This window comes from Brenneria uluponensis, assembly GCF_032395385.1.
Taxonomy (GTDB): Bacteria; Pseudomonadota; Gammaproteobacteria; order Enterobacterales; family Enterobacteriaceae; genus Prodigiosinella; species Prodigiosinella aquatilis.
Genome location: NZ_CP135917.1, coordinates 3,783,108 through 3,808,907, shown reverse-complemented (window position 1 = coordinate 3,808,907; position 25,800 = coordinate 3,783,108). Strand labels below are relative to the sequence as shown.

The 25,800-nt window shown below is 50.6% G+C and carries 18 protein-coding genes and 1 tRNA gene; 15 read left to right on the top strand and 4 right to left on the bottom strand.

The features are described from left to right. Nucleotides 1–243: 243 nt before the first annotated feature. The 12 genes from rppH to recD all read left to right on the top strand — a co-directional run bounded on the left by rppH (nucleotide 244) and on the right by recD (nucleotide 18,815). Nucleotides 244–771: an RNA pyrophosphohydrolase gene (gene rppH / locus RS889_RS17660; RefSeq protein ID WP_315708174.1), complete on the top strand. Its 528-nt coding sequence runs from the start codon at nucleotides 244–246 to the stop codon at nucleotides 769–771. A gap of 11 nt (nucleotides 772–782) precedes the next feature. Beyond that, the gene (ptsP, locus tag RS889_RS17655; protein WP_021014839.1) at nucleotides 783–3,029 is read left to right on the top strand and encodes a phosphoenolpyruvate--protein phosphotransferase; all 2,247 of its coding nucleotides are present in this window, start codon (nucleotides 783–785) and stop codon (nucleotides 3,027–3,029) included. A 254-nt stretch (nucleotides 3,030–3,283) separates the two neighbouring features. Continuing rightward, on the top strand, nucleotides 3,284–4,150 hold the full coding sequence (gene lgt, locus RS889_RS17650; protein ID WP_315708173.1) for a prolipoprotein diacylglyceryl transferase: 867 nt from the start codon (nucleotides 3,284–3,286) through the stop codon (nucleotides 4,148–4,150). 30 nt (nucleotides 4,151–4,180) lie between these two features. Beyond that, entirely contained in the window at nucleotides 4,181–4,975 is a 795-nt protein-coding gene (gene thyA / locus RS889_RS17645; RefSeq protein ID WP_021014841.1) for a thymidylate synthase, read from the top strand. 170 nt (nucleotides 4,976–5,145) lie between these two features. Further along, nucleotides 5,146–5,637, top strand: a complete 492-nt coding sequence (locus RS889_RS17640) for a prepilin peptidase-dependent protein (RefSeq protein WP_315708172.1) — start codon at nucleotides 5,146–5,148, stop codon at nucleotides 5,635–5,637. Then, the gene (locus RS889_RS17635) at nucleotides 5,631–6,236 is read left to right on the top strand and encodes a prepilin peptidase-dependent protein (RefSeq protein ID WP_315708171.1); all 606 of its coding nucleotides are present in this window, start codon (nucleotides 5,631–5,633) and stop codon (nucleotides 6,234–6,236) included. The genes RS889_RS17640 and RS889_RS17635 overlap by 7 nt, the downstream gene beginning before the upstream one ends. Beyond that, entirely contained in the window at nucleotides 6,220–6,672 is a 453-nt protein-coding gene (locus RS889_RS17630) for a DUF2509 family protein (RefSeq protein WP_315708170.1), read from the top strand. The genes RS889_RS17635 and RS889_RS17630 overlap by 17 nt, the downstream gene beginning before the upstream one ends. Beyond that, nucleotides 6,659–7,060 (top strand): prepilin-type N-terminal cleavage/methylation domain-containing protein, encoded by a 402-nt coding sequence (locus RS889_RS17625; protein WP_315708169.1) that lies wholly within the window; start codon nucleotides 6,659–6,661, stop codon nucleotides 7,058–7,060. The genes RS889_RS17630 and RS889_RS17625 overlap by 14 nt, the downstream gene beginning before the upstream one ends. Before the next feature lie 26 nt (nucleotides 7,061–7,086). After that, the gene (gene recC, locus RS889_RS17620; protein ID WP_315708168.1) at nucleotides 7,087–10,500 is read left to right on the top strand and encodes an exodeoxyribonuclease V subunit gamma; all 3,414 of its coding nucleotides are present in this window, start codon (nucleotides 7,087–7,089) and stop codon (nucleotides 10,498–10,500) included. Between the two features lie 17 nt (nucleotides 10,501–10,517). Beyond that, nucleotides 10,518–13,403 (top strand): pitrilysin, encoded by a 2,886-nt coding sequence (gene ptrA, locus RS889_RS17615; RefSeq protein ID WP_315708167.1) that lies wholly within the window; start codon nucleotides 10,518–10,520, stop codon nucleotides 13,401–13,403. Further along, nucleotides 13,400–16,969 carry an exodeoxyribonuclease V subunit beta gene (gene recB, locus RS889_RS17610; RefSeq protein ID WP_315708166.1) on the top strand — a complete coding sequence of 1,190 codons (3,570 nt, stop codon included), beginning with the start codon at nucleotides 13,400–13,402 and terminating at the stop codon, nucleotides 16,967–16,969. Before ptrA ends, recB begins: the two co-directional genes overlap by 4 nt. Next, nucleotides 16,962–18,815, top strand: a complete 1,854-nt coding sequence (recD, locus tag RS889_RS17605; RefSeq protein ID WP_315711107.1) for an exodeoxyribonuclease V subunit alpha — start codon at nucleotides 16,962–16,964, stop codon at nucleotides 18,813–18,815. The genes recB and recD overlap by 8 nt, the downstream gene beginning before the upstream one ends. 45 nt (nucleotides 18,816–18,860) lie before the next feature. On the opposite strand, the gene argA is transcribed toward recD, so the two are convergent. Further along, nucleotides 18,861–20,186: an amino-acid N-acetyltransferase gene (gene argA / locus RS889_RS17600; RefSeq protein ID WP_290181956.1), complete on the bottom strand. Its 1,326-nt coding sequence runs from the start codon at nucleotides 20,184–20,186 to the stop codon at nucleotides 18,861–18,863. Nucleotides 20,187–20,431: 245 nt separating this feature from the next. Here argA and amiC point away from each other — a divergent pair, with 245 nt between their 5' ends. Continuing rightward, nucleotides 20,432–21,673, top strand: a complete 1,242-nt coding sequence (amiC, locus tag RS889_RS17595; protein WP_315708165.1) for an N-acetylmuramoyl-L-alanine amidase AmiC — start codon at nucleotides 20,432–20,434, stop codon at nucleotides 21,671–21,673. An 87-nt stretch (nucleotides 21,674–21,760) separates the two neighbouring features. Here the strand turns inward: amiC and RS889_RS17590 are convergent. After that, a tRNA-Met gene (locus RS889_RS17590) sits at nucleotides 21,761–21,837 on the bottom strand. A gap of 217 nt (nucleotides 21,838–22,054) precedes the next feature. Here RS889_RS17590 and mltA point away from each other — a divergent pair. Next, entirely contained in the window at nucleotides 22,055–23,224 is a 1,170-nt protein-coding gene (gene mltA, locus RS889_RS17585) for a murein transglycosylase A (protein WP_315708164.1), read from the top strand. Between the two features lie 106 nt (nucleotides 23,225–23,330). Here the strand turns inward: mltA and RS889_RS17580 are convergent, their stop codons facing one another. Together RS889_RS17580 and RS889_RS17575 are read right to left on the bottom strand one after the other, a co-directional pair. After that, nucleotides 23,331–24,311: a D-2-hydroxyacid dehydrogenase family protein gene (locus tag RS889_RS17580; RefSeq protein ID WP_315708163.1), complete on the bottom strand. Its 981-nt coding sequence runs from the start codon at nucleotides 24,309–24,311 to the stop codon at nucleotides 23,331–23,333. Continuing rightward, entirely contained in the window at nucleotides 24,308–24,529 is a 222-nt protein-coding gene (locus RS889_RS17575; protein ID WP_315708162.1) for a GNAT family N-acetyltransferase, read from the bottom strand. Before RS889_RS17575 ends, RS889_RS17580 begins: the two co-directional genes overlap by 4 nt. Nucleotides 24,530–24,983: 454 nt before the next feature. Here RS889_RS17575 and tcdA point away from each other — a divergent pair, with 454 nt between their 5' ends. Further along, the gene (gene tcdA / locus RS889_RS17570) at nucleotides 24,984–25,799 is read left to right on the top strand and encodes a tRNA cyclic N6-threonylcarbamoyladenosine(37) synthase TcdA (RefSeq protein WP_021014855.1); all 816 of its coding nucleotides are present in this window, start codon (nucleotides 24,984–24,986) and stop codon (nucleotides 25,797–25,799) included. Nucleotide 25,800 lies beyond the last annotated feature (1 nt).

Sequence of the window (25,800 nt, the reverse complement as noted above, 5' to 3'; positions counted from 1 at the left end):
GAAAGTACTTCTGCAAGAGAAAGAAGTTTTACTCACTTTTTCATGATGTTCTTCACAAAGATGTCCACAGAAAAAGTGAATAAACCGATACAATGACGCTTTGTATGTTTATAACTTTGATCTTATCTGTGAGTTACCGAGATTTTATTATAAAGTCAACGATGTTAAGCGGTGGTTTACCGTCTGGCGGGAGTGTGAAACAATCAGCTTATCTTTGCATTTTACGTTTATTGAGGTAGTCCGGTGATCGATGATGATGGCTACCGCCCGAATGTTGGAATTGTGATTTGTAATCGGCAGGGGCAAGTTCTCTGGGCTCGTCGCTACGGTCAGCACTCCTGGCAGTTTCCCCAGGGTGGGATAAACCCAGGTGAAAGTGCAGAACAGGCGATGTTCCGTGAACTGTTCGAAGAAGTTGGTTTGCGGAAGAAAGATGTCCGTATCTTGGCTTTCACCCGTAGCTGGTTTCGTTATAAATTGCCAAAACGTTTGGTGCGTTGGGATACAAAACCAGTCTGTATCGGGCAAAAGCAAAAATGGTTTCTGCTACAGTTAATGTGTAATGAATCAGATATCAATATGCAAAGCAGTAACACACCTGAGTTTGATGGTTGGCGTTGGGTGAGCTACTGGTATCCGGTACGTCAGGTGGTTTCTTTTAAACGGGATGTTTATCGGCGGGTGATGAAGGAGTTTATCACTCCAGTTATACAGTTACAGGAGAATGCTGCTGCCCGGATGTCATCAGGTTCCAGACGAAAAAGAGGATAATTCAGTACATCATGCTCACGCGTTTGCGAGAAATTATCGAGAAAGTCGCGGCTACAGCTCAACTGAATGATGCGCTGGATATTTTGGTCAATGAAACCTGTCTGGCGATGGATACAGAGGTCTGTTCCATTTATCTGGCCGATCATGATCGCCAATGTTATTACCTGATGGCGACCCGGGGGTTGAAAAAGCCTCGGGGTCGCACTATTACGTTGGCTTTTGGTCAAGGTATTGTTGGTCTGGTGGGGCAGCGGGCCGAACCTATCAATTTGGCGGATGCGCAAAGCCATCCTAGTTTCAAATTCATTCCTGCGGTTAAAGAACAGCGTTTTCGCTCCTTCCTGGGTGTGCCAATAATTCATCGCCGTCAACTGTTGGGTGTTCTGGTTGTTCAGCAGTGCGAGCACCGCCAGTTTGACATGAATGAAGAATCTTTTATGGTGACGCTGGCCACTCAGATGGCGGCTATTCTGTCACAGTCACAAATGAAAGCGTTATTTGGACAATATCGGCAGACCCGTATAAAGGCACTGGCTGCTTCTTCTGGCGTGGCGATTGCTCCGGGCTGGCAAGACTGTAGCCAACCTTCGCTGGATCAGGTTTTCCCCACCTCTACTTTGGATACCGAACGGGAACGTTCCCGTTTACTCTTGGCTATTGAAGAGGCTACCGCCGAGTTCCGTCGCTTCAGTAAACGTTTCACCGCGGGTGCACAGAAAGAAAGCGCGGCTATTTTTGATCTCTATTCTCATTTATTGAATGACGCCCGCTTGAAGCGAGAGTTGTTTCAGGAAGTGGGGGAGGGTAACGCGGCGGAATGGGCAGTCAAAGTCGTTATTGAACGCTTTGCCGAGCAATTTGTTGTCCTGAAGGATACCTACTTGCGCGAGCGGGCTGGGGATTTACGGGCGTTGGGCCAACGTTTACTGTTTCACCTTGATGATAATGCCCAAAGTATTTCGCAGTGGCCGGAGCGCTTTATTCTGGTCGCTGATGAACTGACAGCGACGCTGTTGGCTGAACTTCCGGCGGAACGGTTGGCTGGCGTGGTGGTTTATGATGGTGCGGCCAACTCTCATGCGGCTATCCTGGTGCGGGCGATGGGGATTCCGACGTTGATGGGCGCTGATATACAACCAGAATTGCTACATCAGCGTATGTTGATTCTGGATGGTTATCGCGGCGAACTGCTGGTAGATCCGGAACCCGTGCTGATTCAGGAATACCAGCGACTTATCAGTGAGGAAGATGAACTGACCCGGTTGACTGAAGATGATATGGACCGTCCTGCCATGTTGAAAAGTGGCGAACGGGTAAACGTGATGTTGAATGCCGGGTTAAGTGCCGAGCATGAAAAACACTTTATTAATCAGGTTGATGGTGTCGGGCTATATCGTACTGAAATTCCGTTTATGCTACAGAACGGTTTCCCATCAGAAGATGAGCAGATGGCACAATATGAAGGAATGCTGCGTCTCTATCCTTCGCGCCCGGTTATGCTGCGTACGTTAGATATCGGTGCTGATAAACAACTACCGTATTTGCCCATTAGTGAAGAGAATCCTTGCCTTGGCTGGCGTGGGATTCGTGTCACACTCGATCAGCCTGAAATATTCCTGATTCAGGTGCGGGCGATGCTGCGTGCCAACGCTTATATTGGCAACTTGAATATTTTACTGCCGATGATTAACAGTCTGGATGAAATCGATGAGGCCCGAAGGCTAATTGACCAGGCCGCCAGAGAAGTGGAAGAGATGCTGGGCTTCCTGCAACCTCGACCCCGTATCGGTATCATGATTGAAGTCCCGTCAGTGCTGTTCCTGCTACCGCATCTATCTGCGCGTATTGATTTTGTTTCGGTGGGAACCAATGATTTAACGCAGTATCTGTTGGCCGTTGATCGCAATAATCCTCATGTGGCATCGCTGTATGACAGCCTTCATCCGGCCATGTTGCAGGCATTACACATGATCATTACCGCTTGTCAGCGCTATAGCCTGCCGGTTTCTGTGTGCGGTGAAATGGCGGGAGAGCCGATGGGCGCGTTATTGCTGATGGGGTTGGGCTACCGGACCTTGAGTATGAACGGGCGCAGTGTGGCGCGCGTGAAATACTTATTGCGACATATCGAGCAAGAAGAGGCGCAACTGTTGGCGAGTAAAGTGTTGAAAGCACAAACGGCCAGCGAAGTGCGGCAGTGGGCCTCGATCTTCATTGAAGAGCGTGGCCTGGGAGGGTTGATTCGCGGTGGCCGTTAATCATTACCTGATATTTTCATATTAGGGGGGATGTGAAGATGTGGCGTCTGTCGGCACGGTTTTATCAAGCTCGTTTTTAGCTTAGCCATCTTTAACTGAACCCATATTTTACAGATCTTTTCCTGCAACTGCGCCGCTTGTCCTGGTGCGCTATGTTATGATGCGCAACCGCAGTGTGTGGAAGAATGTCGTTTCTTCCTCCTGTCTATCAAAAACCCCGTAATCAGGGACAAAACAACGAGATGTGGTGATCGATGACGACGAACTATTTGGTATTTCCCAAGTTTGATCCGGTGATCTTTTCTATTGGGCCAGTCTCGCTGCACTGGTATGGATTGATGTATTTGGTCGGCTTTGTCTTCGCTATGTGGCTGGCTGTACGCCGGGCAAACAAGCCAGGAAGCGGTTGGACGAAAGATGAAGTTGAAAACCTGCTCTATTTTGGTTTTCTCGGTGTGTTTGTTGGTGGTCGTTTAGGTTATGTGTTGTTTTATGCTTTCCCTTTGTTCATCGCGAATCCGCTCTACCTATTTAAGGTATGGGATGGGGGGATGTCTTTTCATGGTGGGCTGATAGGAGTTATTACGGTGATGTTGTGGTTCGCTCACCGTACCAAACGCAACTTCTTTCAGGTTGCGGATTTTATCGCGCCATTGATTCCATTTGGCTTGGGTGCCGGGCGTTTGGGTAACTTTATCAATGGTGAATTATGGGGACGCGTCACGACAGATACGCCTTGGGCAATGCTGTTTCCTGGTTCCCACAGTGAAGATATGGTGTTGGCCGCCACTAACCCTAAATGGCAGGCGATTTTTAATCAGTATGGCCTATTGCCCCGCCATCCTTCGCAAATATATGAGATGCTGCTGGAAGGTGTGGTGCTGTTTATCATTCTGAATACTTTTATCCGCAAACCACGTCCGATGGGGAGTGTCTCTGGTCTATTTTTGATCGGGTATGGACTTTTCCGTATTTTTGTCGAATTTTTCCGTCAGCCGGATGCTCAACTGGGGTTGTTCGACGGCATTATCAGTATGGGGCAAATTCTGTCCATTCCCATGGTGCTGGTGGGGATTCTGATGATGATATGGGCGTATCGGCATCAGTCTGCAAAACAATAACGGCGATTATTAATCTTTAGACGAGGTTGTATGAAACAGTATCTGGAATTGATGAAAAAAGTGCTTGATGAAGGGACGCCGAAGAACGATCGCACTGGCACAGGTACACTGTCGATTTTTGGTCATCAGATGCGTTTCAATCTGCAGGACGGCTTCCCGTTGGTGACGACCAAACGTTGCCATCTACGCTCTATCATTCATGAGCTCTTGTGGTTTCTGAATGGGGATACCAATGTGGGTTACCTGCATGATAATAGTGTCACTATCTGGGATGAATGGGCCGATGACAACGGCGACCTCGGCCCTGTATATGGCAAGCAGTGGCGTTCATGGGGGGCGGCGGATGGTCGCCATATAGACCAGTTGACAAACGTGCTGACCCAACTGAAACAGGATCCGGATTCTCGCCGTATTATCGTATCGGCCTGGAATGTTGGTGAGCTGGATCAGATGGCGTTGGCGCCGTGTCATGCCTTTTTTCAGTTCTATGTGGCTGACGGAAAACTGTCCTGTCAGTTATACCAGCGTTCTTGTGACATATTTCTTGGCCTGCCGTTCAATATTGCCAGTTATGCTTTATTGGTTCATATGGTGGCCCAGCAGTGTGACCTGGCGGTCGGTGATTTTGTCTGGACCGGGGGTGATACTCATCTCTACAACAACCATATGGATCAGACACATCTTCAACTTGGTCGTGAGCCACGTCCACTGCCAAAACTGGTGATCAAACGTCGTCCGGCTTCACTGTTTGACTATCGTTTTGAAGATTTTGATATTGAAGGATATGATCCGCATCCCGCCATCAAAGCACCTGTTGCCATCTAATCCAGCTGTGCCCATCTGAACCGCCTTTAGGGCGGTTTTTTCATGTTTTTTTCCAGACAATTACGCACCACTATTCCACCGTTACCTGTTTGCAGAAAAACATTGCGTACTGCTTTGGAAAAGCAGTACGCCGTTCTGTCGCTCCGGTCTTCGTCCTCTACACTGTGAGTATGAAAAAACGCAAAGGATGGCAGCAGGGGTTTACCCTGCCTGAATTATTAATGGTAATGACAATCGTGGGATTATTGGCCGGGGGTGGATTACACAGCTGGCTGGGATATCGTCAGGCATTAATACTGGAACAAGGCGCTCGGCAACTGCTGAGCTTTATTGCCCGCATTCAGGCTAATGCCTATTGGCATAATGAAACATATTCGGTTTGGATCAAACAGAGCGGGGATCGTTGGTGTGTTGGCAGTGGCCCGGAAATGCCGGTCTGCCCGCCAGATAGCTCCAAGTATTACACTCGCTCAGCGGAGCACATTGATTTGGCAGAAACAACGGCAGATCAATTTTTATTTTATGGATTTCGCAATACAGCGCAATCCGGACATTTGACGCTGTCTAATCCTGCAGGGCGCGTGCGGTTGGTCATTTCGGTTCGGGGGCGATTACGGCTTTGCAGCGAATCCCAACCGGTGCTGGCGATTTCTGTATGCTGAACAACCATAACCATAATCAGTGCGGGCAAAGCGGCTTTACCCTGTTGGAAATGATGGTGGCTCTCGGTTTGAGTAGTTTGATTATACTTTCTACAGCACAGATTTATCCGGTGCTGCGCGCTCAGAGTCAGAATAGCGCACATTATTTCCGGCTGGAGCAGCTTCTCAGTCAGGCATTATTCAGCATTGAAAAAGACATCCGCCGGGCCGGTTTCTGTGCTGGTACCTGTAACGGGAGCGCATTAACCCTTATCCCGGATACGGTAAACCCGGCGCAAAACTGCCTGACGGTGGCTTACGACGTTAATCGTAATGGACAATGGGATGAGACTGATCAGCCGGAGGCGGAATTTTTTAGTTACCGCTTACGTTCCGGCGCGCTGGAGGTTCAAACCGGTAGAAGCTTATGTCAGGGCGAACGCTGGGAAAAACTTCTCGACCCCGATGAAGTAACGATAACGCAATTTCAGGTTCTGCCGCAAAGCGGCGGAGATAACGCGCGTTATATGATACAACTGGCGGGATATTGGTCGCGACGACCTGAGATTAAGCAGCAGGTTGGCCGTCTGGTCGTGAGGCTAAATGATGAAAAAGGATAGTCAGGCCGGAAGCAGCTCATTGTTGATGGTGATGTTACTGTTAATGATCGGATTGTTGCTGTTGGGAGGATTACAGCGGCAACTAGATGCGACGGTGCAAATAGGGAGCGATGAACAACAATATTGGCGGGCGTTCAATCGAGCGCTTTCGTCACTGAGTTGGGGGTTAAGTCTCGAGTGGCAGGGAGACCAAAGCGACTGGCAGTGTCAGCGGTTATCTGCGGAAATACTGCGGGTTTGTCTGCGACTTTCGCCGGAAAATGGCCGTGGCATTCTGCGGGGTGAAGGCGCGTTTTCGTCACAGACCACACCGTTATTGCTCTATCACCGGGTGGAAAGCCTGGCTTCAGCCACTGGTCTGGTCTTGCGCCCATTAGCTCAGGGATGGTTTGATTCCTGCCCTGAATCGCAGGAGAGTCAGTGTGCCAGTGAGTGATAGCGGATTGGCGTCGGCGCAGCAAGGGTTCAGTTTACCGGAAACACTGGTTGCGGCTTTGTTGTTTGCAGTTTCGCTGGCTGGATTATTGCAATATCATCAGGTGCTTCAACAGTTGTTACAGCATCAATGGCAGCAGCGTCAGGCCTGGCGATTCGCACATCAGCAGCTAGATGTTTATGGTTCAGCCGCCGGGGAAGAGGTGCGGGTCATCTCATTGCCGTCAGGGTGGTCAATGACACTGACAGAGCAAGTCCGTACCACGGCGTGTCATAGCGTGACTGTAACCACAGTAACTCCTTATCGTTACCGGGCCGTACTTACCCGTTGGTTTTGCCGTATCGTAGCGGAAAATTCTTTGGGCGTGCAGACGCAAACTACACCTTAAATGGCAGTGGATGGTCAGGAGTCAGGATGTTCACGGTTTATCATTCAAATCGGCTGGATCTTTTAAAAGACGTAGCGGCAGCGTTGATCGCGAGGCAACCGTTGAGTAATCCCTTCCAGCAGGAAGTGATTTTGGTTCAGAGTCCAGGTATGGCGCAGTGGTTGCAGATAGAGTTGGCAAACAGTTTCAACATTGCCGCCAATATCCGATTCCCTTTACCAGGCGTGTTTCTGTGGGAGATGTATCGTCTTCTGATGCCGGATATTCCGCCAGAGAGTGCCTTCAGTAAAGATGCCATGGCCTGGAAGCTGATGCATTTGCTGCCACAACATCTGGAGGATCCGGCGTTCACCCTGTTGGCGCACTATCTACAAGAAGATGCTGACAAACGCAAACTGCACCAGTTGGCCGGGCGTATTGCCGATCTGTTCGATCAGTATCTGATTTATCGTCCTGACTGGATAACGTGCTGGCAAAAGAATGAATGGGTAGCAGACATCGGCGATGCGCAACAGTGGCAGGCTCCTCTCTGGCGTGCGCTGGTGGATTACACTCATCAATTGGGACAACCGAGATGGCATCATGCCAGTCTTTATGAACGTTTTATCGGTCTTCTGGCGCGTGCCGACGCATGCCCGCCGGGATTACCTACGCGAGTATTTATCTGCGGTATTTCGGCGCTTCCCCCTATATATTTGCAGGCGTTGCGGGCATTGGGGCAGCATATTGATGTCCATCTCTTGTTTACCAACCCATGCCGGGATTACTGGAGTGATATTCAGGATGAAACCTTTCTGGCCAAACTAAAGCGTCGACAACGGTTGCTGTATCAAAACAGCCAGATAACGACGATGAGTCGGCCTCTGTTTCGTCAGCCCAATCAGGCTGAATCCTTATTCAAGGCGAGTGGCGAGTCGAGCGTGGGAAATCCGTTACTTGCCTCATGGGGCAAGTTGGGGCGTGATCATCTCTATTTGCTGGAACAACTGGATGAGGTGCGCAGTATTGATGCGTTCGTGGATATCGATGCCCATAATCTGCTTTCGACTCTTCAGCACGATATTCTTGATCTGGAAAATCACAGCGTAATTGCCACCGATCAGAAGGCATTGGAAAACAGCCGTCAGAAGCGACAACTGTTGCCCGATGATTACTCGGTTTCTCTGCATGCCTGCCATAGCCCCCAGCGCGAAGTTGAGGTCCTGCATGATCAATTGCTGGCAATGATGGCGGACCATCCTGAATTGATGCCACGGGACATCATTGTGATGGTGGCGGATATTGACAGCTACTCCCCGTTTATTCAGGCGGTATTCGGGAATGCGCCTGAAGAGCGCTACTTGCCTTTCTCTATATCAGACCAGCGAGCTCGCCATGCACATCCGGCCTTACAGGCGGTGCTCTCGTTGCTGGAGCTTCCTGACAGCCGTTTCACTGCGGAACAGGTGCTGGCGTTGCTGGAGGTCCCGGCGTTGGCAGCGCGTTTTGGCATTGATGAAGACGGTCTGCGGCGGTTGCGGCTGTGGGTGGCCGAGTCGGGTATTCGCTGGGGGTTGGACGATGATAACGTTCGAGATCTGAACCTGCCTGCCACTGGTCAGCATACCTGGCGTTTCGGCCTGACACGGATGCTGCTCGGTTATGCGATGGATAGCCAGTCAGGAGACTGGCAAGGCGTATTACCCTACGATGAATCCAGTGGTTTGATAGCCGAACTGGCTGGGCAATTGGCCGAACTGTTGATGCAGCTTAGCCGGTGGCGGGAATGTTTGCGTCAAACCCGTGAAATACAGGCATGGCAACCGCTGTGTCGTCAATTATTGGAGACCTTCTTTAAACCGGATGATGATACCGAAGCCGCGTTAACACTGATCGAAGAACAGTGGCAAAAGATTATCAATATGGGAGAGCAGTCCCGTTACCCCGAGGTGGTTCCTATCACGTTGTTGCGGGATGAACTGGCCAGAAAGCTTGATCAGGCGCGTTTGAGTCAGCGTTTTCTCGCCGGGGCAATTAACTTTTGTACCCTGATGCCGATGCGTTCTATCCCCTTTAATGTTGTCTGCCTGCTGGGTATGAATGACGGCGTCTATCCGCGAACACTCCCGCAATTAGGTTTTGATTTAATGACCCGGCCGGTTCGTCGGGGGGATCGTAGTCGCCGTGATGATGATCGTTATCTGTTTCTGGAAGCGTTGCTTTCTGCTCAACAGCGTCTCTATATCAGTTTTATCGGACGTTCAATACAGGATAACACCCGGCGTTTTCCATCTGTGCTGGTCAGTGAACTGATGGACTATATTGCCCAAAGCCATTATCTGCCCGGTGACGAGGATCTGGATATTGATGCCAGTGCAGACAGGGTAATAGCACATTTGTGGCATGAACATTCACGGATGCCGTTCGATACCGTCAATTTTATTCCGGATCCGGTTCCGCAAAGTTTTGCGGCGGAATGGCTGGCGGCGGCAGGCCGTCAGGGAGAAAGTCAGCCGATTTTTGATCATCCTTTACCGCATGAAACGTATCACGAGATAACCTTGGATGATTTAAGTCGCTTTTACCGCCATCCGATAAAAGCGTTCTTCCAGATGCGTCTGGGGGTGAGTTTCCTGCTGGAAGGAAGTGACATGCAGGAAGAGGAACCTTTTCAGGTTGATGGTCTGAACCGTTATCAGATGAATATTCAACTGCTCAATGCCTTGATTAATGGTGGCGATGCTGAACGTTTGTATCAGCATGTCCGGGCGGCAGGAGAGTTACCTTACGGTGCTTTTGGTCAACTGTATTGGCAGACTCAGCAGGAAGAAATGGGCCAACTGGCCGCCAAGGTGCGTGAAGAGTGGCGACCTGATCCGCTCGGTAGTCAGGAACTGGATATCGAGTTGGATGGCGTACGGATAACAGGCTGGCTGACGCAGGTTCAGCATGATGGTTTGTTACGCTGGCGCCCCGGCAAGTTGGCGATGAAAGACGGCATGATGTTGTGGCTGGAACATTTGGCCTATTGCCTGATGGGCGGACAGGGAGAGAGCCGTAGCTATGGTAGTCAGGATACCGGTTGGCGCTTCCCGGCTTTGAGTAGAGAGCTGGCGCGGGAATTCCTGGCAGTGATGGTCGACGGGTATCAACAGGGAATGAATAAGCCTCTGTTATTGCTTAATCGGTCAGGTAGTGCCTGGTTGACGGAAGTTTATGATCGCGAAGCTGACCGTCTGTCGTCAGATGAAGCCATTCGGCAAAAAGCCCGGCTCAAACTGCTGGATGCCTGGCAGGGAAACCGGATGATATTGGGCGAAGGGGAGGATTATCACCTCCAGCGGATTATCCGTATCATGGACAGTGAACGGGTGGAGCAGGTTATTGATGCGGCGCAAACCTGGCTGTTACCACCGGTGCGTTTTAATCAGTACGGCAAGAAAGTGAGTATATCCACGTGAAGTATTTGGAGCGTTGCATGCGTAGACAGTATGTCTGGATCACCGGATTGTTGTTACTGATTTTCTGGCTTCCGATCAGTTGGGCCGATACCGGTTGGCAGGTTTTACCGCAAACCATCAATAAAAGCGCCAACGATCCGCGGCAATATCAAGCGATCAAGTTGGACAATGACATGACGGTGCTTCTGGTTTCTGATCCGCAGGCAACCAGTTCTCTGGCCGCGCTGGCACTGCCGGTCGGCTCATTGGATAACCCGAAGAGCCAGCCCGGGTTGGCGCACTATCTGGAACATATGTTGTTGATGGGATCCAAACGTTATCCGCAGCCGGAAAGCTTGTCCGAGTTTTTGAAAAAACACGGAGGCAGCCATAACGCCAGCACCGCATCGTACCGTACCGCGTTTTATCTGGAAGTTGAAAATGATGCTTTGCAACCCGCGGTCGATCGCCTGGCAGATGCTATCGCGGAGCCTTTATTGGATCCGGTCAATGCTGATCGTGAACGCCATGCCGTCAATGCCGAACTGACTATGGCCCGTTCACGAGACGGATTGAGAATGTCACAGGTGAGCGCTGAGACACTGAACCCGGCACACCCCGGTTCTCGGTTCGCGGGGGGGAATCTGGAAACCCTGCGTGATAAACCAGGCAGCAATCTGCATGATGAACTGGTCCGTTTTTACCAGCGTTATTACTCCGCAAACCTGATGAAGGGCGTTATCTATAGTAATAAACCCTTGGGGGAAATGGCCAAAACCGCAGCAGAAACCTTTGGCCGTATTGCCAACCATCAAGCCCATGTACCAGAGATTACGGTACCGGTTGTGACTGAAAAACAGCGCGGTGTCATTATTCACTACGTGCCGGCTCAACCACGAAAGCAGCTGCGCCTTGAATTCAGAATTGAGAATAATAGTCAGGCATTTCGAAGCAAAACAGATACCTATATCAGTTATTTGATTGGTAATCGCAGCCAGAATACACTTTCAGACTGGTTACAGAAGCAGGGACTGGTGGACTCGATCAGCGCGGGTGCCAATCCCATGGTTGAGCGTAATAGCGGGATATTGACTATTTCCGCGAATCTTACGGATAAAGGACTGGCGCAGAAAGATGAGGTGATTGCCGCGATCTTCAGTTATCTGCACAGAATACGTCAGGACGGGATTCAGCCACGCTATTTTGATGAGATCGCGCATGTACTGAATGTGGATTTCCGTTATCCTTCGATCAATCGTGATATGGGCTATATCGAGTGGCTGGTGGATACCATGCTGCGTGTTCCGATTGAACATACCCTGGACGCGTCTTATCTTGCCGATCATTATGATCCCAAAGCTATTGCGGCAAGGCTGGACGATATGACGCCACAGAACGCCCGTATCTGGTTTATCAGTCCAGATGAGCCGCATAACAAAATGGCCTACTTCGTTCAGGCACCTTATCAAGTCGACAAAATCAGGGCTGACCAGATAGCCAAATGGCAACAACAGGAAAAGAGTATCAACCTGACGTTGCCTGCGACCAACCCTTATATTCCGAATGATTTTTCGTTGATCAAAGCGAATACCACGATTGACCATCCTAAAATGTTGCTGGAACAACCTGGTTTGCGTGTGCTGTATATGCCCAGCCGCTACTTTGCGGATGAACCGAAAGCCAATATCACCCTACTGTTACGCAATAAAATGGCTGACGATACGGCTCGTCATCAAGTGTTGTTTGCACTGCATGATTATCTGGCCGGGTTGGCATTGGATGAACTGAGTTATCAAGCATCGGTGGGTGGCATTGGTTTTTCTACCGGCGGTAATGGTGGCGTGGTTATGGAGGCCAGTGGCTATACCCAGCACCTACCCGAATTATTGCAGTCGTTAATTGATGTCTACTCCTCGTTTACGCCTACGCAAGAGCAGTTAGCGCAGGCAAAGTCCTGGTATGCCCAACAGCTGGATGCGGCAGATAAGGCTAAAGCGTATGAACAAGCGATACAGCCGATACAGGCGCTGTCCCACGTTCCTTACACGGAACGCTCAGAACGCCGTCAGTTGCTCAAGGGCATACAACTGAAAGATGTAATGGATTATCGCAACGCGCTGCTGCAACAAGCTACACCGGAAATGATGGTGGTGGGAAACGTGCTGCCGGATGATGTGGTCCGTCTGGCGCAGAGCCTGAAAAAGCGTCTGGGCTGTGGCGGCGTCCAGTGGTGGCGAAGCAAAAAAGTGAAAATTACCCAGACTCAGCGTGCCACTCTGCAACAGGTGGGCAGCAGTACAGATTCTGCGCTGGCGGCGGTTTACATTCCGGCTGGCTATGATGAGGTACAGGGTATGGCCTATAGCAGTTTGCTGGGACAAATCTTGCATCCCTGGTTTTATAGCCAGCTCAGGACACAAGAACAGTTAGGATATGCGGTGTTTGCCACGCCGTTCTCCATCGGTCGTCAGTGGGGTATTGGTTTTCTGCTGCAAAGCAACAGCCGACAACCGGCTTATCTGTTTCAGCGTTATCAAAATTTCTATGCCACAGCCGGGGAGCGCCTGCAAACGATGGCTCCAGACGAGTTTGCACAGAATAAACGGGGATTGATTAACGAATTGCGCCAGCGTCCGCAGACGCTGGATGAAGAAGCTGGTCGTCTGCGCAACGATCTGGAGCGGGAAAACTTTGCCTTTGACACGCGGCAAAAGCTGATCGAACAGGTGAACGCGATAACGCTCACTCAACTGGCCGACTTTTTTCAACACGCGTTGAAACCGCAGGGATTGGCGGTACTGTCTCAGGTTTCCGGTAGTCATCATGATAAGGCGGATTACGCGGCACCTCAGGGATGGAAAATCTATCCCGACGCGTCGTCGTTGCAGAAAACGCTGCCCATTGAGCAGGTGGAAAATAAATGACCAATGCGCCCCCACAATCACTGAATTTTTTCACGTTACCATTGTTTGGCGAAAGGTTGATTGAAGCCTCGGCAGGTACCGGAAAAACCTACACACTGGCGGCACTGTATCTGCGTTTATTGCTGGGGTTGGGTAAAGAAGCGGCTTATCTGCGCCCGTTGTCAGTGGATGAAATTCTGGTGGTGACGTTTACCGAAGCGGCGACGGAAGAGCTGCGCGAGCGTATCCGTGAGCGGATCCATGAACTGCGTTTGGCCTGTATCCGCCGTCAGAGTGATAACCCATTGATGACGCAATTGTTAGCGGAGATCCCGGAAGCGTCGCGGGCCGATGCCGCGGAAACGTTGTTGATGGCCGAACGGCAAATGGACGACGCGGCTATCTACACGATTCACGGTTTCTGTCAGCGCATGTTGACCAGCAATGCGTTCGAGTCTGGGGTGTTGTTTGAACAGCGTCTGCTGGAAGATGAACAACCATTGCGTCGTCAGGCTTGCGCTGATTTCTGGCGTCGCTACTGCTACCCGCTGCCGTTGGATATGGCGCGGGTAATCGGGACACTGTGGAGCGGGCCGGAAAAACTGTTGCAGGAACTAACGCCTTATTTGCATGGTGATACGCCTGCGCTGCGCCTGCCGCCGCAGGAAAGTGAAACGTTGGTAGAGCGGCATCAGAAAATCATTGCCACTATCGACGGTTTCAAACAGCAGTGGCGGGAAGCTGCCCCGGAACTGGACGCGTTAATCAGTGCATCGGGTGTGGACAAACGGCGTTACAGCAGCCGTAATCGACCTAACTGGTTACGTAATGTGACCCAGTGGGCCGAGGAACAACCAACAGTAGACTATCAATTTCCCAAGGATTTGGAGCGGTTTGGCCAGTCAGAACTGAATCAGCGTACGATCAAGGGTGAACCTCCATCACATGCGGTTTTTGATGCTGTGGATCAGTTTTTACAGCAGTCTCTGTCACTGCGGGATTTGATGATTTGGTTGGCGTTGAAAGAGATCCGCCGCTCGGTACGTGAGGAGAAGCAACGGCGGGCCGAATTGGGGTTTGATGACCTGCTTTCCCGTCTGGATGAAGCATTACAACAGGCCGGGGGAGAGCAACTGGCACAGGCTATCCGCGAGCGTTATCCGGTGGCGATGATTGACGAGTTTCAGGATACGGATACCCAGCAGTACCGTATTTTTCGCACCTTGTATGCCGGTCAGTCGCAATGTGGCTGGTTGATGATCGGTGATCCCAAACAGGCCATTTATGCATTCCGCGGCGCGGATATTTTTACCTATATGCGTGCGCGGGACGATGTGACCGCACATTACACATTGGACACCAACTGGCGTTCTTCCCCAGATATGGTGAATGCCGTCAATTGCCTGTTCCAGCGCGTCGATGCGCCATTTATTTTTTCGCAGATCCCTTTTATGGCGGTCAAACCGGCCGAGTCCAACCGCTCACTGTCCTTTGAGTATCAGGGGGCCGTGAGTCCTGCATTGCAGTTTTGGTTAACGGGAACACAAGGTGTCGGTGTGAGCGAATACCAGCAGATAGTGGCCCGACAGTGTGCATCTCAAATCCGTGACTGGCTGATGGCGGGGCAACGCCACGAGGCCTGGCTGGTGAACGGTGATAAACGCCAGCCAGTGCAGGCGGCGGATATTACCGTACTGGTACGGAGTCGTCATGAAGCAACCTTGGTGCGCCAGGCGCTCGGCCGCCTGAATATTCCTTCTGTTTATCTCTCAAACCGCGATAGCGTATTTACCACACCTGAAGCCCGGGATGTGCTTTGGCTATTACACGCTGTGCTGGCCCCGGAGCAGGAACGGACACTGCGCAGCGCCATGGCCACCACATTGATGGGGTTGGATGCGCCGGCGCTAGAGGCGTTGAATCATAATGAAGCGGACTGGGATGCGTTGGTGGATGAATTCGCAGGCTATCGTCTTCTATGGCAACAGCGTGGTGTACTGCCGATGCTGCGGGCGTTGATGCGCCGTCACCAATTGGCTGAAAATCTGTTATCCAGTCGTGATGGGGAACGACGACTGACGGATATCCTGCACGTTGGTGAATTGTTACAGGAAGCCTCTTCATCTCTGGACAGTGAACACGCACTGGTGCGTTGGTTATCGCAGCAGATTATGCAGCCCAATCCACAGGCGGAAAATCAACAGCTTCGTCTGGAGAGTGATCAGCATCTGGTACAGATTGTCACCATTCATAAATCCAAAGGACTGGAATATCCGTTGGTATGGTTGCCTTTTATCGGTAATTTCCGGCAACAGTCGCAGGGTCTTTATCATGACCGGGAAAGTTTTCAGGCACTGCTGGATTTACAAAATAGTGAAGAGAGCCAGACGCTGGCGGAAGAAGAACGCTTGGCGGAAGATCTGCGTCTGCTTTATGTCGCGATGACCCGGGCCATTTATCACTGTAGTATCGGGGTGGCTCCGCTTTACCAGCGTTCCCAGAAGAAAGAGGGGGATAGCGACATGCACCAGAGCGCTCTGGGGTATCTGTTACAGCGGGGAGTCCCAGCGGATGCCGCGGGGCTCATTGCCGAGCTGGATGGCATGGCAGTGGATGGCGTGACCACCTGTCTGGTGAACCCGGAGGATGAGCAGCCGTGGCAGCCACTGATCGAAGACCAGCAGGAGTTGCAGGCGCGCCAGAATACGCGTGTATTACGTGATGGCTGGCGGGTGACCAGTTATTCCGGATTACAGCAGCATGGTTCTTCAGTCGTGCAGGATTTATTACCCCGCCTTGATATCGAAGCCATGGGGGAGCGGCAGCAGGAGCCGGAGTCACAGTTAACGCCACATACTTTTCCCCGAGGCGCTTCGCCGGGCACTTTCTTGCATGGCTTGTTTGAATCGTTGGATTTTACCCAACCCGTTGATGATGACTGGCTGATGACGCAGCTACAGGCATACGGCATTGATGAGATCTGGTGCTCGGTACTCAGACAGTGGATGGAAACCATACTGACTACCCCGCTGAATAAGGACGGTATTCAGCTTGCCGAGTTGGATAACGGACATAAGCAGGCGGAAATGCAGTTCTATCTGCCCATTCAGCAAGCGATGCAGGCCAGAAATCTGGATAGCCTGACCAAGACGTTTGATCCTCTTTCTGCTCAATGTCCGCCGTTGGCATTCCAGCAGGTCAAAGGAATGCTTAAAGGGTTTATTGATCTGGTGTTTTGCTGGCAGGGGCGTTATTACCTGCTGGATTACAAATCCAACTGGTTAGGGGCTGATGCCAGCGCTTATACCCAGTCTGCCATGATGCAGGCGATGGCGGAACACCGTTATGATCTGCAGTATCAATTGTATACCCTGGCATTACATCGCTACCTGCGTCATCGGCTACCTGAGTATGATTATCAGCAGCATTTTGGCGGTGTGTTCTATCTTTTTTTACGGGGTATTGACGTCGCCTATCCCGGAAATGGCGTGTTTTTCTGCTGTCCACCACAGGGTTTGGTAGAAGGCATGGACCAACTATTTCAGGGGAAAGGCAGCGAGGGGGAACAGCGTGCCGGGCATGATTGATCTATTGGAAACCGCTTTTCAGCGCCAATTACTGCGTTCGCTGGATCTGCAATTTGCCAGAATGCTGGCAGATGATGATCAACCGCATTTGCTATTGGCTGCGGCCAGTCTGAGCTACCATGCCGGGGCAGGGCATGTCTGTTTACCACTGGCGCAATTGCATCCACGTGATTTTTTTGATGGGCGTGATCCAGAGCTGTCTCAGGCCGTATGGCAATCGGTCGGGGAGCCTGATACAGCGGCGTGGCATCGTCAGCTGTCAGTTTGTCCAGCGGTGGGCGATGGCAGTACAGCAACGCCGCTGGTACTACAACACGGGCGGCTTTACTTGCAGCGTAGCTGGCAGAGTGAATGTCGGGTGGCGCAGTTCATTGCCAGTGATCGTCACGATCAGCCCGTTGATGAACAGGCTGTACGTCAGGTGCTGGATAGTTTGTTTGGCGTCGCTACATCGGAAACTGATTGGCAAAAAATTGCCGCTGCGGTGGCGCTGACACGGCGTATCACCGTGATTTCCGGTGGCCCGGGAACGGGGAAAACCACCACGGTCGCCAGATTGCTGGCAGCGTTGGTTCAACTGCATCACGGTGCACGATTGCGTATTCAATTGGCCGCGCCGACAGGTAAAGCGGCGGCGCGTTTGACGGAGTCATTGGGGGCAGCGTTGGGCAACCTGCTGCTCAGTGCCGGACAGCAGCACGTTTTCCCGCAAGAGGCGACAACGCTTCACCGTTTGTTGGGGGCCGTACCGGATAGCAACCGGCTGCGTTACCATCAGGAAAATCCATTGCATCTGGATGTTCTGGTGGTTGATGAAGCTTCCATGGTCGACTTGCCAATGATGGCGAGTTTGATAGCCGCCTTGCCTCCTCATGCCCGTGTCGTTTTCCTTGGCGACCGCGACCAGTTGGCTTCCGTGGAAGCCGGTGCCGTATTGGGTGATATCTGTCGCTCGGCCGAACAAGGTTATAGCCGCAGTCGCAGTCAGCAATTGTCCCGACTTACCGGTTGTCCGCTGACACATACTGCGATAGAAACGCAGCGCAGCGTGGCAGACAGTATTTGCCTGCTGCGTAAAAGCTATCGTTTTGATCAATCGTCGGGAATCGGCCAACTTGCCCAGGCGGTGAATGACGGTGATGAGCTACAGGTGCAACGTGTGCTGCAACAAGGGCATGCTGATATTACCTGTCAGCCGCTGGCTGATAATCAGGATTACCAGCAGTTGTTGTCTCAAGCTGTCGCCGGTTACCGTGACTATCTGACGCGTATTGGCGTCGACGATACACCAGAAGCGATCCTGCGGGCTTTCCAGCGTTACCGCCAATTGTGCGCCCTGCGTGAAGGGCCGTTTGGCGTATCGGGACTTAACCCGCGAATTGAGCAAGCTTTACATCAGGCCGGACTGATACGACACAGTACAAATTCCATCAGTCACTGGTATGTGGGGCGACCGGTCATGATTGAACGTAATGACGCGGTGTTAGGATTGTTTAATGGCGATATCGGTATCGCGTTGTTGAATGAGAATAACGACTTGCGGGTCTACTTTCAGTTACCAGATGGCAGTACCAAGTCCGTGGCTCCCAATCGGTTACCACGCCATGAAACGGCTTATGCCATGACGGTACATAAATCTCAGGGATCCGAGTTTGAGCATACGGCCCTGGCGTTGCCGAACCACTTCCTGCCGGTATTGACCCGGGAACTGGTTTATACCGCGATTACCCGCGCCCGCGAGCGTTTATCGCTGTATACGGACATACCTGTTTTGTGTCGGGCAGTGAAAACACCGACTCTGCGTTACAGTGGATTAGCCGAACAGATTCAGATATTGATGACATGATGCGCGTGGTGAAGTGAGCACCACGCGCAAGTAAAGTACAGCGGATTAGAGATCAGTTACCAGAATTTTGGAGCGGCGCTGATAGTTATAGAGTTCCTGCTTTTTCTTCGGCAGTACGTCGACTTCTGCCGGTTGAAAACCCCGTTCCTGGAACCAGTGGATACTGTGGGTGGTCAATACAAACAGCCGTTTTAGCCCTTGTTGCCGGGCCTGTGCTGAAATGTGTTGCAGTAGCTGGTCGCCGCGAGAGGAACTCCGATATTCAGGATGAACTGCCACGCAGGCCATTTCACCGATTTTTTCTTCCGGAAAAGGGTAAAGTGCTGCGCAAGCAATGGTGAGATTATCCCGCACTACCACGGTAAATTTATCAATCTCAATTTCCAGTTGTTCGCGTGAGCGACGAACCAGAATACCTTGTTGCTCCAGAGGGCGAATGAGTTCCAGAATGCCGCCGATGTCGTTAATGGTGGCCCGCCGAATCTGTTCGGCGCTTTCCATCACGATCTGGGTTCCTATACCATCGCGGGAGAACAATTCCTGCACCAGGGCACCATCTTCCTGATAGCTGATCAGATGACTGCGACGCACGCCACTGCGACAGGCTTTCGTCGCGCCTCGTAGGAAGCGGATGGTTTCAGAGTTGAAATCACCTTGTTCTTCCAGTATCTGAATGCGTTGTTGCGCAGCTTCAGGCAACATTTCGGAAATAATATTACCCTGTTCATTGGTCACGCCCTGTGAGGAGCAAAAGCCAATCATTTTTTCGGCTTTGAGCTTGATCGCCAGTTGGGTGGCGACTTCTTCCGATGTCAGGTTAAAGCTTTCACCGGTGACGGAAACAGCCACTGGCCCGAGCAGGACGATGGCTCCACTATTCAGTTGACGGTGCAATGCTTCTTCATCAATACGACGGATGCGTCCGCTATGGCAGTAATCGACACCATCATCGACACCCAACGGCTGGGCGATAATGAAATTACCGCTGACGACGTTAATATGCGCACCTTGAAGTGGCGTGTTGGTCAGACTCATGGACAGACGTGCCGTAATATCCAATTGCAGCATACCCGCCGCCTGTTTTACCAGTTCCAACGTAGTGCGGTCCGTAACTCGGATATGTTTATGGTAGCGAGGCTCGTGGTTATGGGCCAACAGGTTAGTGTCAATCTGCGGTCGTGCGCCGTAAACCACCACCAGTTTGATTCCCAAACTGTGCAATAGCCCGATATCATTGACAATATTGGCAAAATTTTCATGCTCGATAGCTTCACCGCTGAGCATGATCACGAACGTTTTACCCCGATGGGCGTTGATATAGGGAACTGAGTGGCGGAAGCCTTGAACCAGTTCTGTACTACGTTCCTTCACTGCGAGCCCTCTTTGAATTTTTATTCGATATTTTTGTATTTTTATTCTTCATGAAGCAAAAGGCAAGTGATAAGTCATCAGGAGAAAAGTGAGACATAGCTGATGTGGATTAAACTACTTATAAAGTAGAAAAATGATTTTTGCATGACAGTCAGTGATAGATTCGTTAAAGTTTTTCGCGTTTTTATGTTTGATATTTTCATTTATCATCTATCAGGTTCATACGGTAAAGAAAGCGGAGTTGCATGTCTCATTCAAATAATCATCTGACTCGGCGGCGCTTGTTGCAGGGCGCAGCGGCTACCTGGTTATTAAGCGTCAGTGGTGTCAGTATGGCAGCGGCTGTATCGCAGGTGATTGCCGTACGTGTTTGGCCGTCCTCCTCTTATACCCGTGTGACGCTGGAGTCGAATCATCCGCTGAAATACCGGCAGTTTACGCTTGAACATCCGAAACGGATTGTCATTGACATTGATAATGTGGTGCTTAACAGCGTCCTGAAAAATGCGGGCGGGCAATTTGGCAAAAATGACCCGCTGATAAAAGAAGCACGTGTCGGCCAGTTTGATAAAAATACGGTCCGGCTAGTGATTGAATTGAAACAAAGTGTTAATCCCAATATGTTTTCGCTGACGCCTGTCGCCGGTTTTAAAAATCGCCTGGTGATGGATCTGTATCCGTTGGCGGGACGTTACGATAACGCGGAAGATCCGTTACTGGCGTTGCTGGAAGATTACAACAAGGGTGATCTGGAGCAAGCGTTACCGCCGGAGGTGCCAAAACCGGGCAAGATCGGGCGTGACAGACCGTTGGTTATCATGCTGGATCCTGGGCACGGTGGTGAAGATCCGGGGGCTATCGGAATGCGCAGAACCCGTGAGAAGGATGTGGTACTGCAAATCGCGCATCGTCTGAAGGCACTGATTGAACGTGAGCCTAATATGAAAGTGTATATGACGCGTCACGAGGATGTATTCATCCCTCTGAGAGTGCGTGTTGCCAAAGCGCGTAAGCAACGAGCCGATCTGTTTGTCTCTATTCATGCCGATGCGTTTACCAGCCGTTCCGCTCGTGGTTCATCGGTGTTTGCGCTATCCGAAAAAGGCGCAACCAGCTCGGCGGCGCGTTTTCTGGCCCATTCTCAAAACGAATCGGATTCGATAGGCGGCGTGAGCATGAGTGGTGATCGTTACCTCGACCACACCATGTTCGATATGGTGCAAACCGTTACGATTAACGACAGTCTTAAATTTGGCAGAGAGATTCTACATCGGTTGGGTGAAGTTAACCGTTTGCACAAGAATCGCGTCGATCAGGCCGGGTTTGCGGTATTGAAAGCTCCCGATATTCCGTCAGTGTTGGTGGAAACGGCGTTTATAAGCAATCTGGGAGAAGAGCGTAAACTGCGCACCAGCCGTTTTCAGCAACAGATAGCAACTTCTATTCTGGAGGGGATCAAGGCGTATTTTGCCAGCCAGATCAGGTAATGTAGTGATAACCTCGAGTGCCGGGAAATATCAGAAGTGATAAGCCCTGAAAAGCAAAAAACACCCGTCAGGGTGTTCAGTGATAATTGGTTGCGGGGGCCGGATTTGAACCGACGACCTTCGGGTTATGAGCCCGACGAGCTACCAGGCTGCTCCACCCCGCGTCTGTGGAAGCGCACTATACTCTGCATGGATTGGTATGCAACCCCTTTTTTAAAATAGTTAACGATTGAACCGATGAGTGATGCTTTTGTCGTCGAATGGTTTGTTTTTTAAGCGTAATGGGAAAGGTTTTGTCTCTGCGCGTTTAATTCTCCATAGCTGTTTGTTATCGTTCTACGTTGTGTTCGTAAAAGTTAAAAGATAAAGAGAGCGCTAGAAATGAAAGGATGGTGGAGTAAGTATGTGCTGACTGGCGCGATGATCGCTATTCTGGCCGGGTGCCAGACAAGGCCGACTGATCGCGGGCAGCAATATAAAGACGGACACCTCAATCAGCCTTTGGAACTGGTGAATGAACCGAATGCCACCAGTAAGCCAGTGAATGCCAGAGACTTTGTTAATCAGGTTACCCAGATTCAGGCGGCATCTCCCGAGCTATACTACCGCAACAACGACATTTTCCAGTCTATCGAAAGTTGGATCGTGGCGGGCGGTGATACCCGAGATTTAAATAAGTACGGTCTCAGTGCCTGGCAAATGGAAGGTGTTGATAGTTTCGGCAATGTCCAATTTACTGGCTATTACACGCCAGTGTTGCAGGCCCGCCATTATCGTCAGGGAGAATTCCGTTATCCGCTGTATGCGATGCCTCGGGTCAGGAAAAACCATCGTTTACCTGATCGTCGTGCTATTTATGCTGGGGCGCTGAGTAATAGTCTGGTCATTGCCTGGACTAACTCGCTGATGGATAACTTTATGATGGAAGTACAAGGTAGCGGTTATGTTGATTTTGGTGACGGGCAGCCGCTGACCTTTTTTAGCTATGGCGGCAGGAATGGGTACGCTTATCGTAGTATCGGTAAAGTGTTGATCGACCGTGGTGAAGTGGCGAAAGAAGATATGTCCATGCAGGCAATCCGCAAATGGGCAGCGTGCCATACAGAAGCTGAAGTCCGTGAATTACTGGAACAAAATCCCTCTTACGTTTTCTTTAAGCCGATGATGGCGGCACAAGTCAAGGGCGCGAGTGCGGTTCCGTTGGTCGCGAAAGCTTCCGTGGCTTCAGACCGTTCCCTGATCCCGGCAGGTACCTCATTGTTGGCTGAAGTACCACTGCTGGATAATGACGGAAAATTTACGGGCAAATATGAAATGCGCTTGATGGTGGCGTTGGATGTGGGGGGGGCTATCAAAGGGCAGCATTTCGATATCTATCAGGGAATAGGTAAACAAGCAGGTCATGCCGCTGGTTTTTATAATCATTATGGCCGTGTATGGGTGTTGAAGAGCGCACCTGGGCAGAGGAACACCGGCACGCTGTTCAGTGCCAGCAATCGTTCATCCGGTAATGGCAGTGGCGGGCTATTGGTCGATAATCCCCAGAATTAAATCTGTGCCAGTAAGGTTTGAGAACGAGCCGGCTGATAAACGAGCTGGCACGTTCTCTGCTGAATACCGTTACGATACTTCATTATTGATTTGATATTTCTCGACGTTAACTGAACGGCAATATGTTATTGGCCACGTTGGTGGGGGTTCCCTGCGCAAATGCGATCACATTTTCAAATGCCACTTTGAAATACAGCTCATAACTATTTTTCTCTACATAACCCAGATGCGGCGTACAGAGGACATTGGGCAAAGAGAGAAGCGGTTCATTTTCCAATGTGGCCGGTTCGATATTAAATACATCCAATGCCGCGCGTTTAGTCGGATTGGTACTTAATGCCTGATATACCGCCCCTGGCTCGATCAATTCTGCCCGACTGGTATTTACCAATAGCGAATCAGGCTTCATTTGTTCGAGATCCGTCTTTGTCACACATCCGTAGGTCATTTCGTTCAACCGTAAATGCAGTGAGAGGACATCTGCTGAAGCGAAGAACTCGGTTTTGGTCTTTGCAGCAGTAAACCCGTGTTCCTGCGCTTTGGCTCTTGAAGCTTCACTTCCCCATACTTGTACTCGCATATCAAACGCTTTTGCATACTGTGCGATGTGTTGACCTATTTTTCCATAGCCCCAGATCCCCAGTGTCAGTCCGTTGAGCGTTCTTCCCAACCCAAGTGCATTTGAATGCTGCCAGATATTCTTTGATAAATTCGCAGAGTATTGGGGAATATAACGCGATGCCGACATAATCAGTCCCCAGCACAATTCAGACGGTGCAATGGGGGAACCGATACCTTCCGCCACCGCCACGCCATGTCGGGTGCAAGTGGCAAGGTTCAGATGATTACTGATTTTTCCGGTCTGGCTGATGAGTCTCAGATGCGGAAGTCTGGACAATAATTCGTCGCTAATCGCGGTTCTTTCCCGGATAAGCACGATCGCTTCTATATCCTGAAGTTTTTCAGCCAGTTCGCTGATGTCGGCATAGCTTTCATGAAAAATCTGCACATCATGTCCTGCCAGCAGCGAGAAACACGCCAGATTTTTTACCTCGTCCTGATAATCATCTAATACAGCAATTTTCATACAGGTTTCCTACTGGTCTGGTATTCCATCACATACTCGTATTCGTTTTCTTCCGTCGTTCTAAAGCCCAATCGGTAATAAAGTGCTTTGGCCGGGTTGTTTTTCAATACGCTCAGTAGCACATTTTTTCCTTCTGCGCGGGCGTGTTCAAGCAGGGTAGTGATGAGTATTTTGCCGATACCAAGATTTTGAAAATCTGGATGGACCTGGATTTGCACCAGATACCAGTGATCTTTTTCGGCAATTAAAGCTGCTCTTGAATAGTCCGGCGGGTTGTCCGTTAATCATAACCAATTGAGCATCCTCAAAGTTATACAAGATCCGTTTAAGGTAGGATGCTTTGTCATTGGCGGCCCCTATTTCAGTCAGATACTTCCCCATCGTTAACTCTCTTAGTTGTAAGAGAAAATTAATGTCAGATGCTGTCGCCTTTACTCATTCAAGTTTCATCGTTTTTCCTGAACTGCATACGGGCTGAGGCCGATTTTGTTATTACCGAATGGTATTCGATGATGATCATTAACATGATTGAGGATGGGATAAATTGTCCAGAAGAAATTTTTAATCGTCGCGAGGCTACTGCCTGACATCCGAAGTAATTTGCTCCGCAAATGAACGTCGCTGAGGTATGATTCGTACCGTTTTATTTTCATTTCTGCAAGGTTGATTGTAATGAGTACGCCATTATCCGAGGGTTATTTGCAACGTTTCAGTGGTACCGCTCGTTTATACGGCCAGCCGGCGCTGGCGTTGTTTGCCCAGTCACATGTCTGTGTGATTGGCATTGGCGGCGTCGGTTCCTGGGCGGCGGAAGCACTGGCGCGAACCGGCATTGGCGCGATTACCCTGATTGATATGGATGATGTGTGTGTTAGCAATACCAATCGACAGATCCACGCACTGCGCCAGTATACCGGCCAACCGAAAACCGACGTGATGGCCGAGCGTATTTTAGCGATTAATCCTGAGTGCCGCGTGACTTGTGTGGACGATTTTATCAATGCAGACAATATGGCAGAGTTGCTGACTCAAAATTTCAGCTATGTCATTGATGCCATTGACAGCGTGCGTGCTAAAGCCGCATTACTGGCCTATTGTCGACGTAATAAGATCCCGGTGGTGACAACCGGCGGTGCCGGCGGACAAATTGACCCAACGCGCATTGAAGTGGCAGATCTTGCCAAAACCATTCAAGATCCGCTGGCGGCGAAATTGCGCGAACGGCTGAAACATGATTTTAATATTGTAAAAAACAGCAAGGGTAAGCTGGGTATTGACTGCGTGTTTTCCAGTGAACCGCTGGTCTATCCTCAACCAGATGGCTCTGTTTGTGCTTCACGCAGCACGGCGGAAGGTGTAAAGCGGATGGACTGTGCCTCTGGCTTCGGCGCGGCAACAATGGTCACTGCGACATTTGGTTTTGTGGCTGTGTCACATGCGCTGAAAAAAATGATGGCTAAAGCGCAGCGGCAGAGACCGATTGCGTAAA